Source organism: Streptomyces resistomycificus (genome assembly GCF_001514265.1).
Taxonomy (GTDB): Bacteria; Actinomycetota; Actinomycetes; order Streptomycetales; family Streptomycetaceae; genus Streptomyces; species Streptomyces resistomycificus.
Window position 1 is genome coordinate 39,029 of the sequence record NZ_KQ949005.1, and the last position, 20,152, is coordinate 59,180.

21 protein-coding genes are annotated in these 20,152 nt (G+C 72.6%); 13 read left to right on the forward strand and 8 right to left on the reverse strand.

Annotation, left to right across the window (positions count from 1 at the left end; genetic code table 11):
• Positions 1 to 23 precede the first annotated feature (23 nt).
• Entirely contained in the window at positions 24 to 1,289 is a 1,266-nt protein-coding gene (locus tag AQJ84_RS36840) for a GNAT family N-acetyltransferase (RefSeq protein WP_030038688.1), read from the reverse strand.
• A gap of 158 nt (positions 1,290 to 1,447) precedes the next feature.
• Complete coding sequence (locus tag AQJ84_RS36845) at positions 1,448 to 2,224, reverse strand: SDR family NAD(P)-dependent oxidoreductase (RefSeq protein ID WP_030038689.1); 777 nt, start codon at positions 2,222 to 2,224, stop codon at positions 1,448 to 1,450.
• Between the two features lie 153 nt (positions 2,225 to 2,377).
• Here AQJ84_RS36845 and AQJ84_RS36850 point away from each other — a divergent pair, with 153 nt between their 5' ends.
• Positions 2,378 to 2,815 (forward strand): ester cyclase, encoded by a 438-nt coding sequence (locus AQJ84_RS36850; RefSeq protein WP_030038690.1) that lies wholly within the window; start codon positions 2,378 to 2,380, stop codon positions 2,813 to 2,815.
• 5 nt (positions 2,816 to 2,820) lie between these two features.
• Here AQJ84_RS36850 and AQJ84_RS36855 read toward each other — a convergent pair whose 3' ends face one another.
• Positions 2,821 to 3,156, reverse strand: a complete 336-nt coding sequence (locus AQJ84_RS36855; RefSeq protein ID WP_030038691.1) for a YnfA family protein — start codon at positions 3,154 to 3,156, stop codon at positions 2,821 to 2,823.
• 200 nt (positions 3,157 to 3,356) lie between these two features.
• Between AQJ84_RS36855 and AQJ84_RS36860 the strand changes: the two genes are divergently transcribed.
• Positions 3,357 to 3,833: a hypothetical protein gene (locus AQJ84_RS36860; protein WP_030038692.1), complete on the forward strand. Its 477-nt coding sequence runs from the start codon at positions 3,357 to 3,359 to the stop codon at positions 3,831 to 3,833.
• A 112-nt stretch (positions 3,834 to 3,945) separates the two neighbouring features.
• A complete protein-coding gene (locus AQJ84_RS36865) occupies positions 3,946 to 4,434 on the forward strand; it encodes a MarR family winged helix-turn-helix transcriptional regulator (protein WP_030038693.1) in 489 nt (162 codons plus the stop codon).
• A gap of 81 nt (positions 4,435 to 4,515) precedes the next feature.
• Here the strand turns inward: AQJ84_RS36865 and AQJ84_RS36870 are convergent, their stop codons facing one another.
• The 4 genes from AQJ84_RS36870 to AQJ84_RS36885 form a co-directional block, all read right to left on the reverse strand.
• Positions 4,516 to 6,909 (reverse strand): ATP-binding cassette domain-containing protein, encoded by a 2,394-nt coding sequence (locus AQJ84_RS36870; RefSeq protein WP_030038694.1) that lies wholly within the window; start codon positions 6,907 to 6,909, stop codon positions 4,516 to 4,518.
• A 110-nt stretch (positions 6,910 to 7,019) separates the two neighbouring features.
• Positions 7,020 to 7,430, reverse strand: coding sequence for a VOC family protein (locus tag AQJ84_RS36875; RefSeq protein WP_030038695.1), 411 nt, complete (start codon positions 7,428 to 7,430; stop codon positions 7,020 to 7,022).
• A 9-nt stretch (positions 7,431 to 7,439) separates the two neighbouring features.
• Positions 7,440 to 7,886, reverse strand: coding sequence for a helix-turn-helix transcriptional regulator (locus tag AQJ84_RS36880; RefSeq protein WP_053193760.1), 447 nt, complete (start codon positions 7,884 to 7,886; stop codon positions 7,440 to 7,442).
• A 188-nt stretch (positions 7,887 to 8,074) separates the two neighbouring features.
• Positions 8,075 to 8,422 carry a DoxX family protein gene (locus AQJ84_RS36885; protein ID WP_030038698.1) on the reverse strand — a complete coding sequence of 116 codons (348 nt, stop codon included), beginning with the start codon at positions 8,420 to 8,422 and terminating at the stop codon, positions 8,075 to 8,077.
• Between the two features lie 485 nt (positions 8,423 to 8,907).
• On the opposite strand from AQJ84_RS36885, the gene AQJ84_RS36890 reads away from it, so the two are divergent.
• Complete coding sequence (locus tag AQJ84_RS36890) at positions 8,908 to 9,339, forward strand: GNAT family N-acetyltransferase (protein WP_030038699.1); 432 nt, start codon at positions 8,908 to 8,910, stop codon at positions 9,337 to 9,339.
• Here AQJ84_RS36890 and AQJ84_RS36895 read toward each other — a convergent pair.
• A complete protein-coding gene (locus tag AQJ84_RS36895; RefSeq protein WP_030038700.1) occupies positions 9,305 to 10,147 on the reverse strand; it encodes an AraC family transcriptional regulator in 843 nt (280 codons plus the stop codon). The two genes, AQJ84_RS36890 and AQJ84_RS36895, sit on opposite strands and share 35 nt — an antisense overlap.
• 106 nt (positions 10,148 to 10,253) lie before the next feature.
• Between AQJ84_RS36895 and AQJ84_RS36900 the strand changes: the two genes are divergently transcribed.
• From AQJ84_RS36900 to AQJ84_RS36935, 9 genes are all read left to right on the forward strand, one after another.
• Positions 10,254 to 11,336, forward strand: a complete 1,083-nt coding sequence (locus AQJ84_RS36900; RefSeq protein ID WP_030038701.1) for an LLM class flavin-dependent oxidoreductase — start codon at positions 10,254 to 10,256, stop codon at positions 11,334 to 11,336.
• Positions 11,333 to 11,926 carry an FMN reductase gene (locus AQJ84_RS36905; RefSeq protein WP_030038702.1) on the forward strand — a complete coding sequence of 198 codons (594 nt, stop codon included), beginning with the start codon at positions 11,333 to 11,335 and terminating at the stop codon, positions 11,924 to 11,926. The genes AQJ84_RS36900 and AQJ84_RS36905 overlap by 4 nt, the downstream gene beginning before the upstream one ends.
• Positions 11,927 to 12,038: 112 nt before the next feature.
• Positions 12,039 to 12,767: a response regulator transcription factor gene (locus tag AQJ84_RS36910; protein WP_053193757.1), complete on the forward strand. Its 729-nt coding sequence runs from the start codon at positions 12,039 to 12,041 to the stop codon at positions 12,765 to 12,767.
• 3 nt (positions 12,768 to 12,770) lie between these two features.
• On the forward strand, positions 12,771 to 14,183 hold the full coding sequence (locus tag AQJ84_RS36915) for a sensor histidine kinase (RefSeq protein WP_053193754.1): 1,413 nt from the start codon (positions 12,771 to 12,773) through the stop codon (positions 14,181 to 14,183).
• Positions 14,184 to 14,549: 366 nt separating this feature from the next.
• Positions 14,550 to 14,672 (forward strand): hypothetical protein, encoded by a 123-nt coding sequence (locus AQJ84_RS44850; RefSeq protein ID WP_259294380.1) that lies wholly within the window; start codon positions 14,550 to 14,552, stop codon positions 14,670 to 14,672.
• A gap of 362 nt (positions 14,673 to 15,034) precedes the next feature.
• Entirely contained in the window at positions 15,035 to 15,724 is a 690-nt protein-coding gene (locus AQJ84_RS36920; RefSeq protein WP_053193752.1) for a 2OG-Fe dioxygenase family protein, read from the forward strand.
• Positions 15,714 to 18,623 carry an FAD-binding and (Fe-S)-binding domain-containing protein gene (locus AQJ84_RS36925; RefSeq protein WP_079022784.1) on the forward strand — a complete coding sequence of 970 codons (2,910 nt, stop codon included), beginning with the start codon at positions 15,714 to 15,716 and terminating at the stop codon, positions 18,621 to 18,623. Before AQJ84_RS36920 ends, AQJ84_RS36925 begins: the two co-directional genes overlap by 11 nt.
• Positions 18,624 to 18,626: 3 nt before the next feature.
• Complete coding sequence (locus tag AQJ84_RS36930) at positions 18,627 to 19,400, forward strand: fumarylacetoacetate hydrolase family protein (RefSeq protein ID WP_030038708.1); 774 nt, start codon at positions 18,627 to 18,629, stop codon at positions 19,398 to 19,400.
• Positions 19,397 to 20,122 carry a sulfite exporter TauE/SafE family protein gene (locus AQJ84_RS36935; RefSeq protein WP_030038709.1) on the forward strand — a complete coding sequence of 242 codons (726 nt, stop codon included), beginning with the start codon at positions 19,397 to 19,399 and terminating at the stop codon, positions 20,120 to 20,122. The genes AQJ84_RS36930 and AQJ84_RS36935 overlap by 4 nt, the downstream gene beginning before the upstream one ends.
• Positions 20,123 to 20,152: the final 30 nt, after the last annotated feature.

Genomic DNA, 20,152 nt, shown 5'->3' on the forward strand with positions numbered 1-20,152 from the left:
GGTGACTCGGGCCCTCTTTCGCGTCACACCAACCGCTTCTCCAGCAACGTCACCGCGTACGGGCTGCCCGAGCCGGTGTTCTTCGCCGGCTGTTCGCCCACGACCTGGTAGCCGGCCGACTCGTAGTACGTGCGCAGGCGGGGGTTGGTGGAGAGGCAGTCGAGGCGGGCGTAGGGGCGGCCGGTGGCGCGGATGCGGGATTCCGCCTCCCGCAGCAGGTGGCGGCCCGTGCCCGGTGGGGCGGTGTGCGGGGTGGTCATCAGGCGGTGGATGTAGCCCGCGTCCGGTGGGCGCGGGCCCCAGGCCGCGGGGTCGTCCCACCACAGTTCCCAGGCGCCGGACAGGTGGTCGCCGGCGTGGGCCAGCCAGACCTCGCCGTCGGTCATGCGGGCGCGGAAGTGGGTCTCGTCCTTCTCGCCGGGCAGCCACTGGGTGATGCCGCGGGCCAGTTGCCACAGGGCGGCCGTGTCGCGGAGGCGGACCAGGAGGGCGGCCTCGTCCGGGACGGCCTTGCGGTAGGTCAACGGCGGGTGGACGGTGGGGGGTTGTTCGAGGAGGTGGGCGCGGAGGGTCTCGGTGAGGGGAGCCGGCGAAAGGCCCAGGGCCTCGGAGACATACGCCTCCACCGAGCCGTGGCGGGCCGTCAGGGCCGCCAGGAACAGGCGCATCCCCGAGGCCGGCGCGCGGCCGAAGGCCGGCCAGGCCGGGGGGTGTCCGTCGTTGCGGGCGATCCAGTCGGCCAGGAGGGCCGGGGCCGCGAGCTCCGTGAGGCTGTAGTCCTCGACGATCGTCTGCTCCGGGACGCCGAGCAGGGACAGGACCAGGGCGGCCAGTTGGCCCGTGCGGTCCTTGCCGGAGGCGCAGTGGAAGACCAGGGGCGTCTCCGATTCCGCCGACCGCGCTATCAGCTCCAGCGCCCCGCGGATCTCCTTCGTGCCGTCCTCGGCGACCTCCATGTAGCGCTCGGCCAGGTACGGCCCGGGGTCCACGTCGGCGGTCAACGCGGCCTGGTTGTACGGGCGGTGCTCGATGCTGAGGTTGTGGTACGTGAAGGAGGGGTGCGAGGGGACGCGGCCCCCGGCGTCGGCCTCCCACGGGTGGCGCAGGTCGATGACCGTGCGGATGCCGAGGGACAGGAAGCGGTCCCAGTCGGGCGTGCCGGGGCTCAGCCTGCCGAGGGAGTCGGCGCGGTAGAGCCGGCCGGGGCGGACGCGGAGTCCGTCCGGGGTCCGGTAGCCGCCCAGGTCGCGGAAGTTGTGCAGCGCGGAGAAGGGTAGGTGTCTGTCCACGAGGTGGGACCCTACCGACGTTCCCGGCCGGGACTGTTCCTATTTCGGCGCATGCGTCACCGCGTAGATCATCACGAACGCCACGATGTGGATGCCGAAGAGGAAGTAGGCGAGCCACCACCACATCTGGCGTTCGTCGTGCGGTCCCTTGTCCGGCATCACAGGTCCCGGTGGACCTTGGTGTTGGAGGCCTGGGCGCGCGGGCGGACGACCAGGAGGTCGATGTTGACGTGGCTGGGGCGGGTGACCGTCCAGGCGATGGTGTCGGCGACGTCGTCGGCGGTGAGGGGCTCGGCGACGCCCTCGTAGACCTTCTCGGCCCTCTCCTTGTCGCCGCCGAAGCGGGTGAGGGCGAACTCGTCGGTCCTGACCATGCCGGGGGCGATCTCGATGACGCGGACCGGGCGGCCGACGATCTCCAGGCGAAGGGTCTCGGCGAGGACGTGGGCGCCGTGCTTGGCGGCGACATAGCCGGCGCCGCCCTCGTAGGTGCCGTGGCCGGCGGTCGAGGAGACGACGACCACGGTGCCGTCGCCGCTCGCGTCCAGCTTGGGGAGCAGGGCCTGGGTGAGGTTGAGGGTGCCGAGGACGTTCGTCTCGTACATCGTGCGCCAGTCGGCGGGGTCGCCGGTGGCCACCGGGTCGGCGCCGAGGGCGCCGCCCGCGTTGTTGACGAGGACGCCGACGGACGTGAAGGCGGTGGCGAACTCGTCGACCGCCGCCCGGTCGGTGACGTCGAGGGCGTAGGCCGTGGCCTGGTGGCCGGCCGCGTTGATCTCCTCCGCGAGCGCCTCGATGCGGTCCTTGCGGCGGGCGGTCAGCACGACGCGGTAGCCGGCCTCGGCGAGGCGGCGTGCCGTGGCGGCGCCGATTCCGCTGCTCGCACCGGTGACGACGGCGATGCGGGAGGCGGCGGACGGGGCTGCGGTGGCCATGGGTGCTCCTCGGACGTGGTCAGAAACCTGTTCGGCCAGGATAGGCAGGCCCGGCGCGCGGGCGGCCGGCCATCTCGTTCTCCGGTCTGCCCGTGCGGGGGAGCGGTGGGACAATGACAGGGGTGATCCCCTGGCTTCTTCCGGAGGTGGATCATGGGACAGGCGCGCGAGGTCATGGACCGGCTCACGGACGCGCTGACCGAGCATCAGGACATCAAGGTCATCGCCGACCTCTATGCCGACGACGCGGTCGCCTTCACTCCCGACGAGGGGGAGATCCGCGGCCGCGAGGGCATCGTCGAGTACTGGCGGCAGATGACGGAGGCGATGCCCGGGGCCAGGTTCGAGACGCTGCACGCGTACGAGGTCGGCGACACCGCCATCGACGAGGGGATCTTCAGCGGCAGGAACACCGGGCCGCTGCAGTTGCCCAACGGGGAGACCCTTCCCCCGACCCAGAGGGAGATCAGTATCCGGGGCGTGGACATCGCCACGGTGGCGGACGGCCGGATCGTCGACTACCGGTTGTACTTCGACGAGATGGACTTCCTGGGGCAGCTCGGCCTGCTGGACGAAGGGCCGTCGTCCTGAGTCGTTCAGTCGCCTCGCGGGGCGTACATGATCAAGGCCATCCCCGCGAGGCAGACCAGCGCGCCGGTGACGTCCCAGCGGTCGGGGCGGTAGCCGTCCGCGGCCATGCCCCAGGCCAGTGAGCCGGCGACGAAGACACCGCCGTACGCGGCGAGGACGCGGCCGAACTCGGCGTCGGGCTGGAGGGTGGCCACGAAGCCGTAGGCGCCGAGGGCCAGGACGCCCGTGCCGATCCACGACAGGCCGCGGTGCTCGCGCACGCCCTGCCAGACCAGCCACGCGCCGCCGATCTCGAGGAGGGCGGCGACGAGGAAGAGGGCGACGGACCGGAGGATGAGCATGCGGGCAGCTTCGCACGCCGGTTTCGTCACGCGGAGCGGCGCCGGGGGCAGGGGCCGGGGAGCGGGGGGTGTGCCGCGGGGCGTGTGCCGCGGTGTGCGTGCCGCGGTGTGTGTCACCTGTTGGGCTGCGCCTGTGGTGCGTCGCGTGTGGGATACATCCCGGTACGACCACGGCTGACGGCCGACTGAGGAGTGGTGGCATGCGGGAGCGGGTTCTGCGGGGGCTTGCGGTGTGGGGAGCGGCCGTGGTGGCGGTGGGCGGGGTCGTTCCGGTCGCTTCCGCCGACGACAGGCCCGAGGCGGACCTCGCCTATCACGGGTCCGCCACCATGAGAGCCGGTCTGGTGGACGTGCGGTTCACGCCGCTCAACCACGGGCCGTCCGCGGTGTCGGACGCGACGGTTCGGCTGCGCTGGTCGGAGGCGTTGGCCTACCGCCCGGAGTTGCCACAGGGGTGTGCGCGGTCCGGGCCGCGGGTGGTGGTGTGCCGGGTGGGGGCGCTGCCCGCGGACGGGCTGGGGGAGCGGGTCGAGCTGGCGGTACGGCTGCGGGGCGCGTCCTCGGAGGTGGTGCTGGAGATCGACACGGTGTGGAGCGGCGGGGCGGTGGACCGCAACCGGGCCAACGACCGGCAGCGGGTGCTGGTCCTGGACACGGGGGACGACTACTACTTCTGAGGCCTTCGCGTGGGCGTGGGCACTGTCCGCGTCGCGTCGCCGGGCCGGGACCCTCGTCGGCGGCGGCCCGCGTCGTACGATCTCTGCGTGGCGCAGAGGAGAGGTGGGCGGCATGGTCGGCGAGGCGACGGTCGACGAGGCGCGTGAGGGGCTGCTGGAGGAGCTGTCCACGGTCTCGCGCCGCTACATGGCGTCGTACGCCCTGTTCAACCAGGCGGTCGCCGACCACCTCCGGCTGCACCCCACCGATCTGCAGTGTCTGAACCTGCTCACGCTGGAGTCCGGGCCGGTGACCACCGGCCGGGTGGCCGAGCTGACCGGCCTGACGACCGGATCGGCGACGCGGCTGGTGGACCGGCTGGAGCGGGCCGGGTACGTCGTGCGTGAGCGCGACGCGTCCGACCGGCGGCGGGTGCTGGTGACGATGGTGCCGGAGCGGATCGCCGAGTTCGGGCAGGTGTGGAGGCGGCTGGGCAAGGGCTGGTCCGCCCTCTTCGACGACCTCGACGACTCCCAGCTCGGTCTGATCATCGACCACATGAGGCGTACGACGGAGTTCAGCGCGGCCCAGGTGGCGCGGCTGCGGGCCGGCGAGGTGTGAGGCCGGAGGCCGGGGCCGCGTCGTGCGGTTCCGGTGGCTCCGGACCTCACCTCCTCCGTGGAGGGCCGTGCCCGGTTCGGGTCAGGCGCCCACGTACGCGGCCAGGTGTTCCCCGGTGAGGGTGGGGCGGGTGGCGACGAGGTCGGCGGGGGTGCCCTCGAAGACGACGCGGCCGCCGTCGTGGCCGGCGCCGGGGCCGAGGTCGATGATCCAGTCGGCGTGGGCCATGACCGCCTGGTGGTGCTCGACGACGATGACCGACTTGCCGGCGTCGACGAGTCGGTCGAGCAGGCCCAGCAGCTGCTCGACGTCGGCGAGGTGGAGGCCCGCGGTCGGCTCGTCGAGGACGTAGACGCCGCCCTTCTCCGCCATGTGGGTGGCCAGCTTGAGCCGCTGGCGCTCGCCGCCGGACAGGGTGGTGAGGGGCTGGCCCAGACTGAGGTAGCCGAGCCCGACGTCGACGAGCCGTTGCAGGATGCGGTGTGCGGCGGGGGTGCGGGCCTCGCCTGCGCCGAAGAACGCCTCGGCCTCGGTCACCGACATCGCGAGCACCTCGCTGATGTCGCGGCCGCCGAAGTGGTACTCGAGCACCGACGCCTCGAACCGCTTGCCCTCGCACTCCTCGCAGGTGGTGGCGACGCCGGCCATCATCGCCAGGTCGGTGAAGACGACGCCGGCGCCGTTGCAGGTGGGGCAGGCGCCCTCGGAGTTGGCGCTGAAGAGGGCCGGCTTGACGCCGTTGGCCGTCGCGAACGCCTTGCGGATCGGGTCCAGCAGGCCGGTGTAGGTGGCCGGGTTGCTGCGCCGGGAGCCCTTGATGGGGCTCTGGTCGATCGACACCACGTTCTCGCCGGCCGGGATCGAACCGTGGACGAGGGAGCTCTTGCCGGAGCCCGCCACGCCGGTGACCACGCAGAGCACGCCGAGCGGGATGTCGACGTCGACGTCCCGCAGGTTGTGGGTGGAGGCGCCGCGGATCTCCAGGGCGCCGGTGGGCTTGCGTGCCGTGTCCTTGACCTTGGCCCGGTCGTCGAAGTGGCGGCCGGTGACGGTGCCGCCGGCCCGCAGCCCCTCGACGGTGCCCTCGAAGCAGACGGTGCCGCCGGCCGTACCGGCGCCGGGGCCGAGGTCGACGACGTGGTCGGCGATGGCGATCGTCTCCGGCTTGTGCTCCACGACCAGCACCGTGTTGCCCTTGTCCCGCAGCCGCAGCAGCAGGTCGTTCATCCGCTGGATGTCGTGGGGGTGCAGTCCGATGGTGGGCTCGTCGAAGACGTACGTCGTGTCGGTGAGCGAGGAGCCGAGGTGGCGGACCATCTTGACGCGCTGTGCCTCGCCGCCCGACAGGGTGCCCGCGGGACGGTCGAGGGAGAGGTAGCCGAGGCCGATCTCCGTGAACGAGTCGAGGGTCTGCCGCAGTGTGGTGAGCAGCGGTGCCACCGACGGCTCGTCGAGGCCGCGGACCCATTCGGCCAGGTCGCGGATCTCCATCGCGCAGGCGTCGGCGATGCTGACCTTCTTGATCTTCGACGACCGGGCGCCCTCGCTGAGCCGGGTGCCCTCGCACTCGGGGCAGGTGGTGAAGGTGACCGCCCGCTCCACGAACGCCCGGATGTGCGGCTGCATCGCCTCCTTGTCCTTGGACAGGAACGACTTCTGGATCTTGGGGATCAGCCCCTCGTAGGTGAGGTTGATGCCGTTGACCTTCACCTTGGTCGGCTCGCCGTAGAGGAAGTCGTGCATCTCCCGCTTGGTGAAGCTGCGGATGGGCTTGTTCGGGTCGAGGAAGCCCGACTGGGCGTAGAGCCCCACGGTCCACTGGCTGTCCGACTTCCAGCCGGGGATGGTGAACGCGCCCTCGGCGATCGACTTGGAGTCGTCGTAGAGCTGGGTGAGGTCGATGTCGGAGACCGAGCCCCGGCCTTCGCAGCGTGTGCACATGCCGCCGGTGCGCTCGAAGGTCGCCTTCTCGGCCTTGGTCTTGGAGCCGCGCTGGACGGTGATGGCCCCGCTCGCCCGCACCGAGGCGGTGTTGAAGGAGTACGCGCTGGGCGGGCCGATGTGCGGCTTGCCGAGCCGGCTGAAGAGGATGCGCAGCATGGCGTTGGTGTCGGTGGCGGTGCCGACGGTGGAGCGGGGGTCGGCACCCATCCGCTGCTGGTCGACGATGATCGCGGTGGTCAGTCCCTCGAGGACGTCGACCTCGGGCCGGGCCAGGGTCGGCATGAAGCCCTGGACGAAGGCGCTGTAGGTCTCGTTGATCAGCCGTTGCGACTCCGCGGCGATGGTGTTGAACACCAGTGAGGTCTTGCCCGAGCCGGAGACGCCGGTGAACACCGTCAGGCGGCGCTTGGGGATCTCGATGCTCACGTCCTTGAGGTTGTTCTCGCGCGCCCCGTGCACGCGGATCAGGTCGTGGCTGTCGGCGGCGTGCGGCGCGGGCGACCCCGTGTTCGTCCTCGGCGTCGTGCTCATCGTGTCTCCCTCTCTCGGGCGGGGCCGCCTTCGCGGTCTCCGGTGCGTCGCCTGGCAGAAGTGGCGGTACGGCGTGGCGATGTCGTCGGGTGAGCCGGTCGCCGGACGGCTCAGCGCACTTGCTGGATGCGGATCAGGTTGCCCGCGGGGTCGCGGACGGCGCAGTCACGGACGCCGTAGGGCTGGTCGGTCGGCTCCTGGACGATCTCGACGTCCGTGGCCTGCAGCCGGTCGAAGGTGGCGTTGACGTCGGCGGTGGCGAGGAGGATGCCGGCGTAGGTGCCCTTGGCCATCATCTCGACGATGGTGCGGCGCTCGTCGTCGGTGACGCCGGGGTCGGCGGCGGGCGGGTGCAGGACGACGGACGTGCCGGGCTGGTCGGCGGGGCCGACCGTGATCCAGCGCATCCCCGCGTATCCGACGTCCTTGCGGACCTCGAAGCCGAGGGCATCGCGGTAGAAGGCCAGGGCGGCGTCCGGGTCGTCCTGGGGCAGGAAGCTCGCGTGAATGGTGATGTCCATGGCTTCACGCTAGGTCTGGCCCTGGGTGGGCGCTTCTCGATTCCTGACCGGTCTGGTCACCTGTTTCGCGACGCAGGAGGGCATGCCCGCGGTCGCACTCGCGGACTGGCGCCGGTAGACGCTGGGGGGCACTCCGACCAGCTCGGTGAAGCGGGTGCTGAACGTGCCGAGCGACGAGCAGCCGACGGTGAAGCAGACCTCGGTGACGCTGAGGTCGCCGCGGCGCAGCAGTGCCATCGCGCGCTCGATGCGGCGGGTCATGAGGTAGCCGTAGGGGGATTCGCCGTAGGCGAGCCGGAACTGGCGGCTGAGGTGGCCGGCCGACATGTGCACGCCCCGGGCGAGTGCCTCGACGTCCAGCGGTTGTGCGAACTCCCGGTCGATGCGGTCGCGGACGCGGCGCAGCCGTGCGAGGTCGCTCAGGCGCTGCGCCGCGTCGGGTCTGCTGCTGGTCACACTCGCGATCGTGCCATGCGGCGCGGAAGGCGCGGGAGGTTTTGGGCGCAGCCGGTCTCCCACCCCGCTCGGCGCCTGCGTTTGCGCCCGCGCCCGTGCCTGTGGCTGTGGCTGTGCCTGCCGCTGTGCCTGTGGCTGTGCCTGCGGCGGAGGTGGCGTGCGGCGGGTGCGGGCCGGTGCGGAAGTGGTCATGACGACGCCGCCAGGGCCATCGCGGCGACTACCGGGGCGGCGTACACCAGCGGGTAGGGGAGGTGCGCGTACCAGCGTGCCCGGGCCACGGTGACGGCCGCCCCGGTGAAGTAGAGGATCAGGCCGATGCCGGCCGCGGTCCCGATGACCGGCGCGAACAGTCCGGCCAGGAGGCCCAGCGCCCCGGCGACCTTCGCTGCGCCGAGCCAGGGCCACCATGCCTCCGGTACGCGGTAGTCGGTCAGTGCCTTGACGATCCACTCCGCCCGGGTCAGCACGACCGCTCCGGAGTAGCCGGCCATGGCGGCGGCCAGCAGGGTGACGACGGTGTGGGCGACGGACATGCGGTGCTCCTCGGCGACGGGGTGGGGCGCGGCCGGTTCCGGCGCGCTCACCGGGTTGACGGGGAGCGGGGCGCGAGTGTGACAGGCCGGCCGAGGTTTTCCGGCGGCTGCGGCGGCTGCGGTGGCTGCCGTGGCCGTGGAGATGGCCGGACCGCCGCGGTCGGGCGCGGCGCGCCAGGGGGTGCGCCGCCTGGACCCCCGGCGCGCCCGGGGTGCGCCCGCCTGGGCTCCGGCGTTCATCGGGTTCCCCCGGGACACCTCTCCAGGGAGTGTCCAGGGTTCCCCCGGGACACCTCCGTGGCGTATCCGCAAGGTCCCGCCTGCCCCGCGACCCCCCGTACGCAGTCTCGCCGCACCGGGCGAACACCCGAGTACGACCAGTACGCGGGCGTCCGTCCGGCATGCCGTGAGCACGCACCGGACGCCGCAGGGCCCGCCCTCCGGGCGGACGACGTGATTCTGCGGGCACCCCCTAAGGTGCGGTCATGAAGATCATTGACCTGGAGCCCGGCGATCCGCGCCTGGCCGACGAGATACTCCCCGTCCTGCGCGAGCTGCGCCCGCACCTGACCGCGGAGCTCTTCGCTCAGGTGTACGCGGAGGGGCACGCACAGGGGCTGCGCTTCACCGCCGCCTACGGCGAGGACGGTTCCTGCGTGGGTGTCGCGGGCTGGCGGGTGGTCGTGAACACCAGCGCCCTGCGCAAGCTGTACGTCGACGACCTGGTCACCGCCGAGGCCGCCCGCTCCGGCGGGGTGGGCCACGCCCTCCTCGCATACCTGGAGGAGCGGGGCCGCGTGCTGGGCTGCCGCAAGATCAACCTGGACTCCGGTACCCAGCGCACCGACGCGCACCGCTTCTATCTGCGCGAGCGCATGGACATCAGCGGGTTCCACTTCGTGAAGCCGCTGGACTAGAGGCGGCGGAGTAGGCGGCGCAGTAGGCGGTGGGCGGGGCACCGACCGTCGCGGTGAAGTCGCGGACCAGGTGGGCCTGGTCCGCGTAACCGAGGTCGGCGGCCAGGGCAGCCCAGTCCACCGCCGCCTCCGCCTCGGCCCGCTCCAGGGCCTCGTGGATGCGGTGGCGCAGGACGACCCACTTGGGGCCGACGCCCACATACCCGGCGAACAGGCGCTGCAGCAGCCTCACGGACATGCCCTCGGCGCGCGCGAAGTCGGTGACGCGGCGGATGGAGCGGTCGGCGCCGATGCGCTCGACCAGGGCCGTGGCGAGGTCGGCCTGCGGGTCGGGTCGCGGGTCCAGGGCGAGCAGGAAGGCGTCCAGGGCGGCGACCCGGGCCGCGTCGTCGTCAGGGCCGAGGACCGTGGTGGGGTCGGTGTCCGGGAAGACCTCGGGGGAGCGGATCCGGCGGCCCGTCCACCGCGTCACCGGGTGCTCCGGCGCGAAGGGCCGGTAGCCGCCCGGCCGGAACTTGACGCCGCACACCCGGCCCCGTCCCTCCAGCTTCTGCGCGAAGAGGCCGTGCTGGACGCCCGCCACCTCGACGAACGGCTCCTGGCCCGCGAACCGCTGGAAGACGATGTTGACCGCCGGGTGCGGGACCACATGGGAGACGTACGGCTCGGAGAGGTCCCAGTCGATCAGCCAGTACTGCTCGACGTACCGGCGCAGCGGCTCGGCGGGCTCCACGCGGCGGAAGTCGACCTGCGTGAAGAGCTCCGCGGCGTCGACGATGCCTCGGGTGTCACGGCGTACGGGGGCCATACCGAAAGCGTAGGCCGGGGTACTGACAGCCGGGGGAATAGCGGCGGCGGGGAGTTCGTTCCAGAGGTATAGTTGAACGGTCAACAACTTTGGAGGTTGAGCGACCATGCAGTTCGGGATCTTCAGCGTCGGCGACGTCACGCCGGACCCCACCACGGGCCGTACGCCGACCGAGCGTGAGCGCATCAAGGCCATGGTCGCCATCGCGCTGAAGGCCGAGGAGGTCGGGCTCGACGTCTTCGCCACCGGCGAGCACCACAACCCGCCCTTCGTGCCCTCGTCGCCGACGACGATGCTCGGCTACGTCGCGGCGCGGACCGAGAAGCTGATCCTCTCCACCTCCACCACCCTCATCACCACCAACGACCCGGTGAAGATCGCCGAGGACTTCGCGATGCTCCAGCACCTCGCGGACGGCCGGGTGGACCTGATGATGGGGCGCGGCAACACCGGGCCGGTCTACCCGTGGTTCGGCAAGGACATCCGCGAGGGCATCAACCTCGCCATCGAGAACTACGCCCTGCTCCACCGGCTGTGGCGCGAGGACGTGGTGAACTGGGAGGGCAAGTTCCGCACCCCGCTCCAGGGCTTCACCTCCACGCCCCGCCCGCTGGACGGCGTGGCCCCGTTCGTCTGGCACGGCTCAATCCGCTCGCCGGAGATCGCCGAGCAGGCCGCCTACTACGGCGACGGGTTCTTCCACAACAACATCTTCTGGCCGGCCGACCACACCAAGCGGATGGTCGAGCTCTACCGCAGCCGGTACGCCCACTACGGGCACGGCACCCCCGAGCAGGCGATCGTCGGGCTCGGCGGCCAGGTGTTCATGCGCAGGAACTCCCAGGACGCGGTGCGCGAGTTCCGCCCCTACTTCGACGTCGCGCCCGTCTACGGGCACGGGCCGTCGCTGGAGGAGTTCACCGACCAGACCCCGCTGACCGTCGGCTCCCCGCAGCAGGTCATCGAGAAGACCCTGTCCTTCCGCGAGTACGCCGGTGACTACCAGCGCCAGCTGTTCCTGGTGGACCACGCCGGACTGCCCCTGAAGACCGTGCTGGAGCAGCTCGACATGCTCGGCGAGGAGGTCGTGCCGGTGCTGCGCGAGGAGTTCGCGAAGGGCCGGCCGGCCGAGGTGCCGCAAGCGCCCACGCACACGTCCCTGCTCAAGGCCAAGGAGGCCGCCGTATGAAGCTCGTCGTCGTCTCGGCCGGACTGAGCGTCCCCTCGTCCACCCGGCTGCTCGGGGACCGGCTGGCCGCCGCCGTCGGCCGGGACGTGCCGGCCGAGGTCCAGGTCGTCGAGCTGCGCGACCTCGCCGTGGAGATCGCGCACCACCTCACCAACGGGTTCCCCGGCAAGCGGCTGGCCGCCGCGATCGACGCGGTGACCGGCGCCGACGGACTGATCGTGGTCACGCCGGTGTTCTCCGCCTCGTACAGCGGGCTGTTCAAGTCGTTCTTCGACGTGATCGACAAGGACGCGCTGACCGGGAGGCCGGTGCTGGTCGCGGCGACCGGCGGCACGGCCAGGCACTCGCTGGTGCTGGAGCACGCGCTGCGCCCGCTCTTCGCCCACCTGCGGGCCGTGGTCGTCCCGACCGGCGTCTACGCGGCCTCGGAGGACTGGGGCGCGGAGGGTCTTGACGGGCGGATCGAGCGGGCGGCGGGGGAGCTGGCGGCCCTGATGAGGGGGCTGTCGACGGCCCGGGTGCCCGCCCGCGGGGCCGACGGGTTCGAGGTCGTGCCGTTCGAGGAGCGCCTCGCCGCGCTGCGGGCGTGAGGGTCCGGCGGGGCCGTGTGACGGTGAGATCCCAGTAAGAAGGGTGACCGTAAGACCGCTCGCCCGGCCCAACCGCCGAAGGTGTTGGCAGACTGAACGGGTGTCCCGAACTGTGCTGCTCGCCGAAGACGACCGCGCCATCCGTCACGCCCTGGAGCGCGCCCTGACCCTGGAGGGGTACCGGGTCACCGCGGTCGCCGACGGCGTCGAGGCGCTGGCGCACGCCCACAAGAACCCTCCGGACGTGCTCGTGCTGGACGTGATGATGCCCGGGATCGACGGGCTGCAGGTCTGCCGGGTGCTGCGCGCGGAGGGGGACCGCACGCCGATCCTGATGCTGACGGCGCTGGTGGAGACCCAGGACCGGATCGCCGGCCTGGACGCGGGCGCCGACGACTACGTGGTGAAGCCCTTCGACGTCGAGGAGGTCTTCGCCCGGCTGCGCGCGCTGCTGCGCCGCACCAGCCCGGTCGACGCGCTGACCGGCGCGGCGAAGACACAGCCGCAGCCGCCCCGGCAGTTGCCCGAGGGCCGGATCGAGGGGCGGATCGAGGCGGCCGGGCTGCGGATGGACGCACAGGCGCGGCGGGCCTGGCGCGGGGGGCGGGAGCTGGAGCTGACCCGTACCGAGTTCGAACTCCTCGAACTGCTGGTGCGCAACGCGGGGATCGTGCTCGACCACTCCACCATCTACGACCGCATCTGGGGCTACGACTTCGGGCCCGGCTCCAAGAACCTCGCCGTGTACGTCGGCTACCTGCGCCGCAAGCTCGACGAGCCGGGGGCGCCGCAGCTGATCCACACGGTCCGCGGTGTGGGTTACGTGCTGCGGGAGGACTGAGCGGTGGGCCGCCCCTGGCGGCAGCCGGTAGGCCGGCGGCTCCGGCTGGCCTCGCTGCGGACCACCTTCGCCGTGTCCTTCGCGGCCGTGACCGCCGCCGTCACCCTCCTGGTCGGCGTGCTGTCCTACAGCGCCGCCGCCCGGCTGGTGAGGGTCGACCAGGAGTCCGTGTTCGACGAGGTGGTGCAGGACCTGCGGGACGAGGTGCGCACACACCGGATGACACCCGACGACTTCTCCTCCTCGGCACCGGGCCACGACCTCGTCCGTCCCGCCCGCACGGACGTGCAGGTGCTCGCGCCGGACGGCTCCGTCGCCGACCCGGGCCGGCCCGGGCTGCCGGTCACCGCGGGTGACCGGCGGATCGCGGCCGACGCGGTGGCCGGGACGATGGTCGAGCACAAGGACGTCGACGTCGGCGACGACGTCTACCGCGTCGCGACCGTCGCGCTCGGCGGCGGGCGGGGCGCGGTGCAGGTGGCGCAGGAGTTCAGCGACACCGAGGACCTGCTCCGGGCCCTCCAGCAGCGGACCCTGATCCTGATGTCCGCGGTCGTGATCGCCGCCGGTCTGTTCGGCTGGTGGCTGGCCCGGCGCATCACCCGCCGCCTGGTGATCCTCACCTCGGCCGCCGAGGACGTGGCCCGCACCCGCCGCCTGGGCATCCAGGTGCCGGTCGCCGGCCACGACGAGGTCGGCCGCCTCGGCCGGGCCTTCGACCGGATGCTGGGCCGGCTCGCCCAGTCCGAGGAGGACCAGCGGCGACTGGTCCAGGACGCCGGGCACGAGCTGCGGACACCGCTGACCTCGCTGCGGACGAACATCTCCCTGCTGCGCCGCATCGACGAACTGCCCCCGGACACCCGGGCCGAACTGGTCGCCGACCTGGGCCAGGAGGCCCGCGAACTGACCGACCTCGTCAACGAGCTGGTCGACCTCGCGGCCGGGCAGTCCGACACCGAGCCGCCCCAGCGGGTCGACCTCGCCGACATCGCCGAGGAGGTCGCCGGGCTCGCCCGCCGCCGTACCGGGCGGAGCGTCTCGGTCCGGGCCAGCGGGGACACCACGACCGACGGACGGCCGGGCATGCTGACCCGCGCGCTGTCCAACCTCGTCGAGAACGCGGCCAAGTTCGACCGTGACGGCACCGGGCCCATCGAGATCAAGGTCAGCGGTCCGGCCCGGCCGGGGCCGGTGCGCGTCGAGGTCCTCGACCGGGGGCCCGGCATCGCCGAGCCCGATCTGATCCGCGTCTTCGACCGCTTCTACCGCGCCGCCGACGCCCGCTCGCTGCCGGGGTCGGGCCTCGGTCTGTCCATCGTGCGCGAGGTGGCGCTCGCGCACGGGGGGTCGCCGTTCGCCGTGCGGCGGGAGGGCGGCGGGACGGTCATCGGGTTCACGGTGGGCGGCGACTGAGACGGTCGGCGGACCGGGCCCGCCCTCCGGGGTTCGTTTGTGGTGCTTCAGTGTGTTCGGTCCGGGTTGACGTGTTCGACGGGTCGACCGGCGTAATGCCCCGATGCGGTGAGAGCCGCCTACATATCTGGCGCCCGGGTCACGTGTCAACCCGGCTCGGCGCATGCCTCGCCGAACGCATCCGTGCGCTTGGCGCGCGCCCCGTCATGTTCCCGCAGTGCGGGTTCCGGCACCCTTGCTGATCTTGAGGGGGCGGTGGGAGCTGGGTCAGGCTGGCTGAGGCCGCGCGACGGGCTGTGAACAGCACCGTACGGAGCGTGGCTCGCTCGGCCCACCCCACACCTCACCCAGAGAGGCAGTACCACCGTGCTTCGCCGTCTGCTGATTCCGGCCGCCGTCCTCGGGGCCGTCCTGCTCACCGCCGCGTCCGCGCAGGACCCCGACATCGGCTGGGACGCCGTTCGGGTCGGCGCGCCGACTGCCGCCTGAGGCCCTCGTCCGCGCCGACTGCCGTCCGGGGGCGTCGTCCGCGCCGACTGCCGTCTGAGGCCGTCTTCCGCGTCGGTCGTCCGAGGCCGTCGCCCGCGTCGGCGGGCGAGCCGCCGTTCGAGCCGGTCGTCCAGGGTCACCGCCTGAGGTGCCGCCCGCGGCCGTCCGTCGCCGCCGCCTCCGGGGCCGCCGCTCTGCGCCCGCCCCTCGCCCGCCGTCCTGTCCGTCGTCCGAGTACGTCGTACGTGTCCGTCGTACGTGTCCGTCGTACGTGTCCGTCGTCCGTGTCCGTCGTCCGTGTCCGTCGTCCGTGTCCGACGACCCATCCGTCGTCGAGTCCGTCGCCTGAGGGGGAGACCCGAATGACCACCACCGTTCAGCCCTACCTGCACATACCCGCCGCCGAGACGCTCGGTGCCCTGGCCGCTCACTCCGAGGAGGAGCTGAAGGCCTTCCGGGAGACCTGGGAGGACCTGCCCGTCGACGCCTACCTGAAGGGCGGCGCGGACTTCCGCCGCCGCCGGTACGGCTCGTTCCGCGGCGTCGACCGCATGGAGCCCGACGAACAGGGCGCCTTCCACCAGTCCGTCGAGGTCAACGCCCTGGCCGGCGGCATCGACCGGCACTTCCCGCCGCTCGCCGAGGAGTTCGCCACCTCCGCGGTGCTGCGCACCCTCGTCGCCGCGCTCGCCGACCGCCTGCCCGGGGCGTTCGACCGGGACAACGGGGGCGTCGGCCTCCACCAGATCCGCATCACCGCCACCCGCGACGCCGAGGGCCTGCCCGCCCCCGAGGGCGTCCACGAGGACGGCCACCACTTCGTCGCGCAGGTCTTCATGGGCCGCACCGGAGTCCAGGGCGGCGCCTCGCAGATCTACGACCGGGACATGCGGCCCCTGCTGCGCACCACGCTGACCGAGCCGTTCGAGACGATCATCATCGACGACCGGCGGGTCTTCCACGGCGTCGACGCCGTCGAACCCGCCGACGGCCACCGCGTCGGCGTCCGGGACATGCTGCTCGTCGACTTCTTCCCGCGCAATGACGGCTGACGTCTCGCCCCGCGCCGCGGCCGGTGTCCCGCAGGACTTCCTGCGGGAGCTGGCCGACCGGCTGCCCGCCGCCCGCACCGACGCGCTCACCCGGTCCGCCTACACCGCGGACGCGTCGATCTACCGGGTCGTGCCGGGCGCCGTCGTCGAACCCCGGGACGCCGAGGAGGCCGCCACCGCGGTGGCCGTCGCCGCCGCCCACGGGGTCGGTGTGACCTCGCGCGGCGGCGGCACCTCCATCGCCGGCAACGCCATCGGGCCCGGCCTGGTCCTGGACTTCTCCCGGCACATGAACGAGGTCGTGGCGATCGACCCGGACGCCCGTACGGCGACCGTGCAGCCCGGCGCGGTCCTCGGCACCGTCCGGGCCCGCGCCGCCGAGCACGGGCTCACCGTCGGCCCCGACCCGTCGACGTACTCGCGCTGCACCATCGGCGGGATGATCGGCAACCACGCCTGCGGGCCGCACTCCGTGGCCTGGGGCACCACCGCCGACATCACCGAACGCGTCGACGTGCTGCGCGCCGACGGGCGGCTGCTCAGCATGGGCGCGGGCACCACCGGCGACCAGGAACTCGACGCCCGGCTGCACGGCCTGCGCGACGCCAAGCTCGCCGAGATCCGCACCGAACTGGGCCGCTTCAGCCGCCAGGTCTCCGGCTACGGGCTGCACCGGCTGCTGCCCGAGAACGGCTTCCACGTGGCCCGCTCCCTCGTCGGCTCCGAGGGCACCTGCGGCATCGTCCTCGGCGCCACCATCAGCCTGGTCGAGGTGCCCGCCGCCCGCGCGCTGCTGGTCCTCGGCTTCCCCGACGTCTACGACGCCGCCTCCGCCGCCCCCGCTCTGGCGCGGGCCGGTGCGCTCACCGTCGAGGGCATGGACGCCGCCCTGGTCGACGCGCTGCGCGCCCGGCCAGGCCGTGCCGCGGGCGTCGACCTGCTGCCGCCCGGCGGAGCCTGGCTGTACTGCGAGATCGGCGGCACCGACCCGGCCGACGCCGAGGCCCGCGCCCGCCGCGTCGGACGGGAGACGGGCGCCCGCTGGGAGGTCTTCGCCGACCCGGCACGCACCGACGCCCTGTGGAGCATCCGCCGCAACGGCGCCGGCATCGCCACCCGCATGGCCGACGGACGCGAGGCCTGGCCCGGCTGGGAGGACTCGGCGGTGCCCGCCGAGAACCTCGCCGGATACCTGAAGGACCTGCACGCCCTGATGGCCGAGCGGAATCGGCAGGGCACCATCACCGGCCACTTCGGCGAGGGATGTCTGCATCTGCGCGTCGACTGGGACCTCACCTCCGACGCCGGCATCGCCGACTACCGCGCCTTCATCGAGGCGGCCGCGGACATCGCCGTCTCGCACGGCGGCTGCGCGTCCGGCGAGCACGGGGACGGGCGGGCCCGCTCCGAACTGCTCACCCGCACCTACTCACCCGAACTCCTCGCCGCGTTCCGTGAGTTCAAGAACATCTGGGACCCCGGCGGGCTGCTCAACCCGGGCATCCTGGTCGACCCGGCCCCGCTGGACGCCTCCGTGCGGCCGGGCCCCGGGCACGACCGGCACGCCCTGCCGCTGCTGACCCTGTCCGCCGACCGGGGCTCGATGGCGGGCGCGGTACGCCGCTGCATCGGCGTCGGCAGCTGCCGCAACGCCACCGGCGCGATGTGCCCGTCGTTCCAGGCCACCGGCGACGAGGTGCACTCCACCCGCGGCCGGGCCCGGGTGCTGGGCGAGATGCTGCGCGGCGAGACCCTGCCGGGCGCCTGGCGTTCGGACGAGGTCCGTGAGGCGCTCGACCTGTGCCTGTCCTGCAAGGCGTGCAAGAGCGAGTGCCCGGTCAACGTCGACATGGCCGCGTACAAGGCGGAGTTCCTGCACCAGCACTACAAGGGGCGGCTGCGGCCGCGCGCCCACTACGCGCTCGGCTGGCTGCCGCTGCTGGGCCGGATCGCCTCGCTCGCACCACGCGCCGTCACCGCGCTCACGAAACGGCCGCTGATCGCCCGGGGGTTGTTGCGGATCGCCGGTCTGGAGACCCGGCGCGACCTGCCGGAGCTCGCGCCGCGCACCTTCCGGCAGTGGTTCCGCGCACGCCGCACGTCGGCCACCGTCGGAAGGGCGCCGGCCGGCCGCGACGGCACGGTCGTCGAGAGGGAGACGGTCGTGCTGTGGCCCGACACCTTCTCCAACTATCTCGACCCGCAAGGCGCCCAGGACACCGTCGAGGTGCTGGAGGCGCTCGGCTACGACGTCGTCCTGCCCGACGGCCCCGTCTGCTGCGGCCTGACCTGGTACTCCACCGGTCAACTGGGCGTCGCCCGAGCCGTGCTGGACCGCTCCCTGAAGTCGCTGGAGCAGCACCTGGCGGCCGGCCGCACGGTCGTCGGCGTCGAGCCGTCCTGCACCCAGGCGCTGCGCGAGGAGTCCGTCGAGCTGCTGCCCGACTCCGACACCGCGCGCCGCCTCGCCGCCCAGACGACGACCCTCGCCGAACTCGTCGCCCGGCACGAGGGCGAGTGGCCCTTCGGTGCCCTCGACTCCGACGCCGTACTCCAGCCGCACTGTCACACCGAGGCGGGACCGGGGCACGGAGCCGAGCTGGAGGTGCTCGCGCGCCTCGGTGTCGACACCGACGTCGTCACCGCGGGCTGCTGCGGACTCGCCGGCAACTTCGGCTTCGAGCCCGGTCACTGGGAGGTCTCCCAGTCCTCGGCGGAGCGCGAGCTCTACCCGAAGGTACGGGCGGCGGACTCCGGCACCATGATCGTCGCGGACGGCTTCTCCTGCCGTACGCAGATCTCCCAGGGCACCGAGCGCGGGGCCACACATCTGGCGGGGCTGCTGCGCAGGGCGCTGACGACGGGCCGCGACACACCAGCACAGCGAAAGAACGGATGACGCATGCGCATCGTGAGGTACCAGGAGACGGAATCCGGGGAGGTGTCGTACGGCGTCCTCGGCGCCGACGAGCTGATCACCCCGCTCGACGGCGACCCGTACGGGGAGCGGCGGGCGTTCGACCGGCCCGCCCGTCCGCTCGCCGAGGTGACGTTGCTGGCCCCCGTCGAGCCCTCCAAGGTCATCGCGGTCGGCCGTAACTTCGCCGCCCACGCGGCCGAGTTGGGCAACCAGGTACCGGAACGGCCGCTGATCTTCCTCAAGCCGTCCACCAGTGTGGTCGGCCCCGGGGCGCGGATCGTCTTTCCCGAGTACACCGACGAGCTCCACCACGAGGCGGAGCTGGCGGCCGTGATCGGGGTCCGCTGCCGCGACCTGAAGCCCGACGAGGTGCCCGGGGTGCTGCTCGGCTACACCTGCGCCAACGACGTCACCGCCCGCGACCTGCAGAAACCGGACGGGCAGTGGTGGCGGGCCAAGGGCTCGGACACCTTCTGTCCGCTCGGCCCCTGGGTGGAGACCGAGTTGGACCCGGCCGGGCTGCGGATCACCGCCACCGTCAACGGCGAACTCCGGCAGGAGGGCGGCACCCACCAGATGGTCCGCCCGGTGAACGAGCTGATCGCCCACATCAGCGCGGCGATGACCCTGCTGCCCGGCGACGTCGTCCTCACCGGCACCCCGGCCGGCGTCTCGCGCATGAGTCCCGGCGACACGGTGACGATCGCGGTCGAGGGCGTCGGCGAACTCACCAACACCGTGGTGCGTGCGATATGACGGCCGCCGTCCTCGGAGTCTTCCTCGTCCTCACGCTCGCGTCCGTCATCCGTACCACCGCCGGCTTCGGGTTCTCCCTGGTCGCGGTGCCGCCACTGACACTGCTGCTCGACCCGGTGACCGCCGTGGTCGTCGCCGCGATCATGGCGGCGCCGCTCAGCCTGTGGATCGCCGTACGGGACTGGCGGCACGTCCACCAGCGGATCACCGCCGTCGCGCTGGGCGCGGGGCTCGCGGGCGTGCCGTTCGGGGTGTGGCTGCTGCACTCCCTGCCCGCGCGGGCGCTGTCGCTGGTCATCGCGGTCGTGGTGCTGATGTGCACGCTGATGGTGTGGCGCCGGGTCACCGTGCGCGGCGGGATGGGCGCGGTCGCCTGGATCAGCGCGTTCTCCGGTGCGTCCTTCGCCTCGACCGGCATCGACGGCCCGCCCATGGTCGCCGCGATGCAGAGCCTCAGCCTGCCGCCGCGCGTCCAACGAGCCACCCTGGGCGTCGTCTTCTCCGGCACCAGCCTCGCCTCCCTGGCCGGGTTCGGCATCAGCGGCCAACTCACCGCCGAGGTCGGCTGGGCCCTCCTGGCCGGTGTCCCCGCCCTGTTCATCGGCATCTTCGTGGGCGAACGCATCTTCGCCCGCTTCGACGCCGAACGCTTCCGCCGAGCGGTACTCGGACTGCTCGTCGTCAGCTCGGTCTCGGTGCTGGCCGGCGTGGTCGCGGGCTGAGGGTGCCGGGGGCGGGGAGCGGGGTGGGTC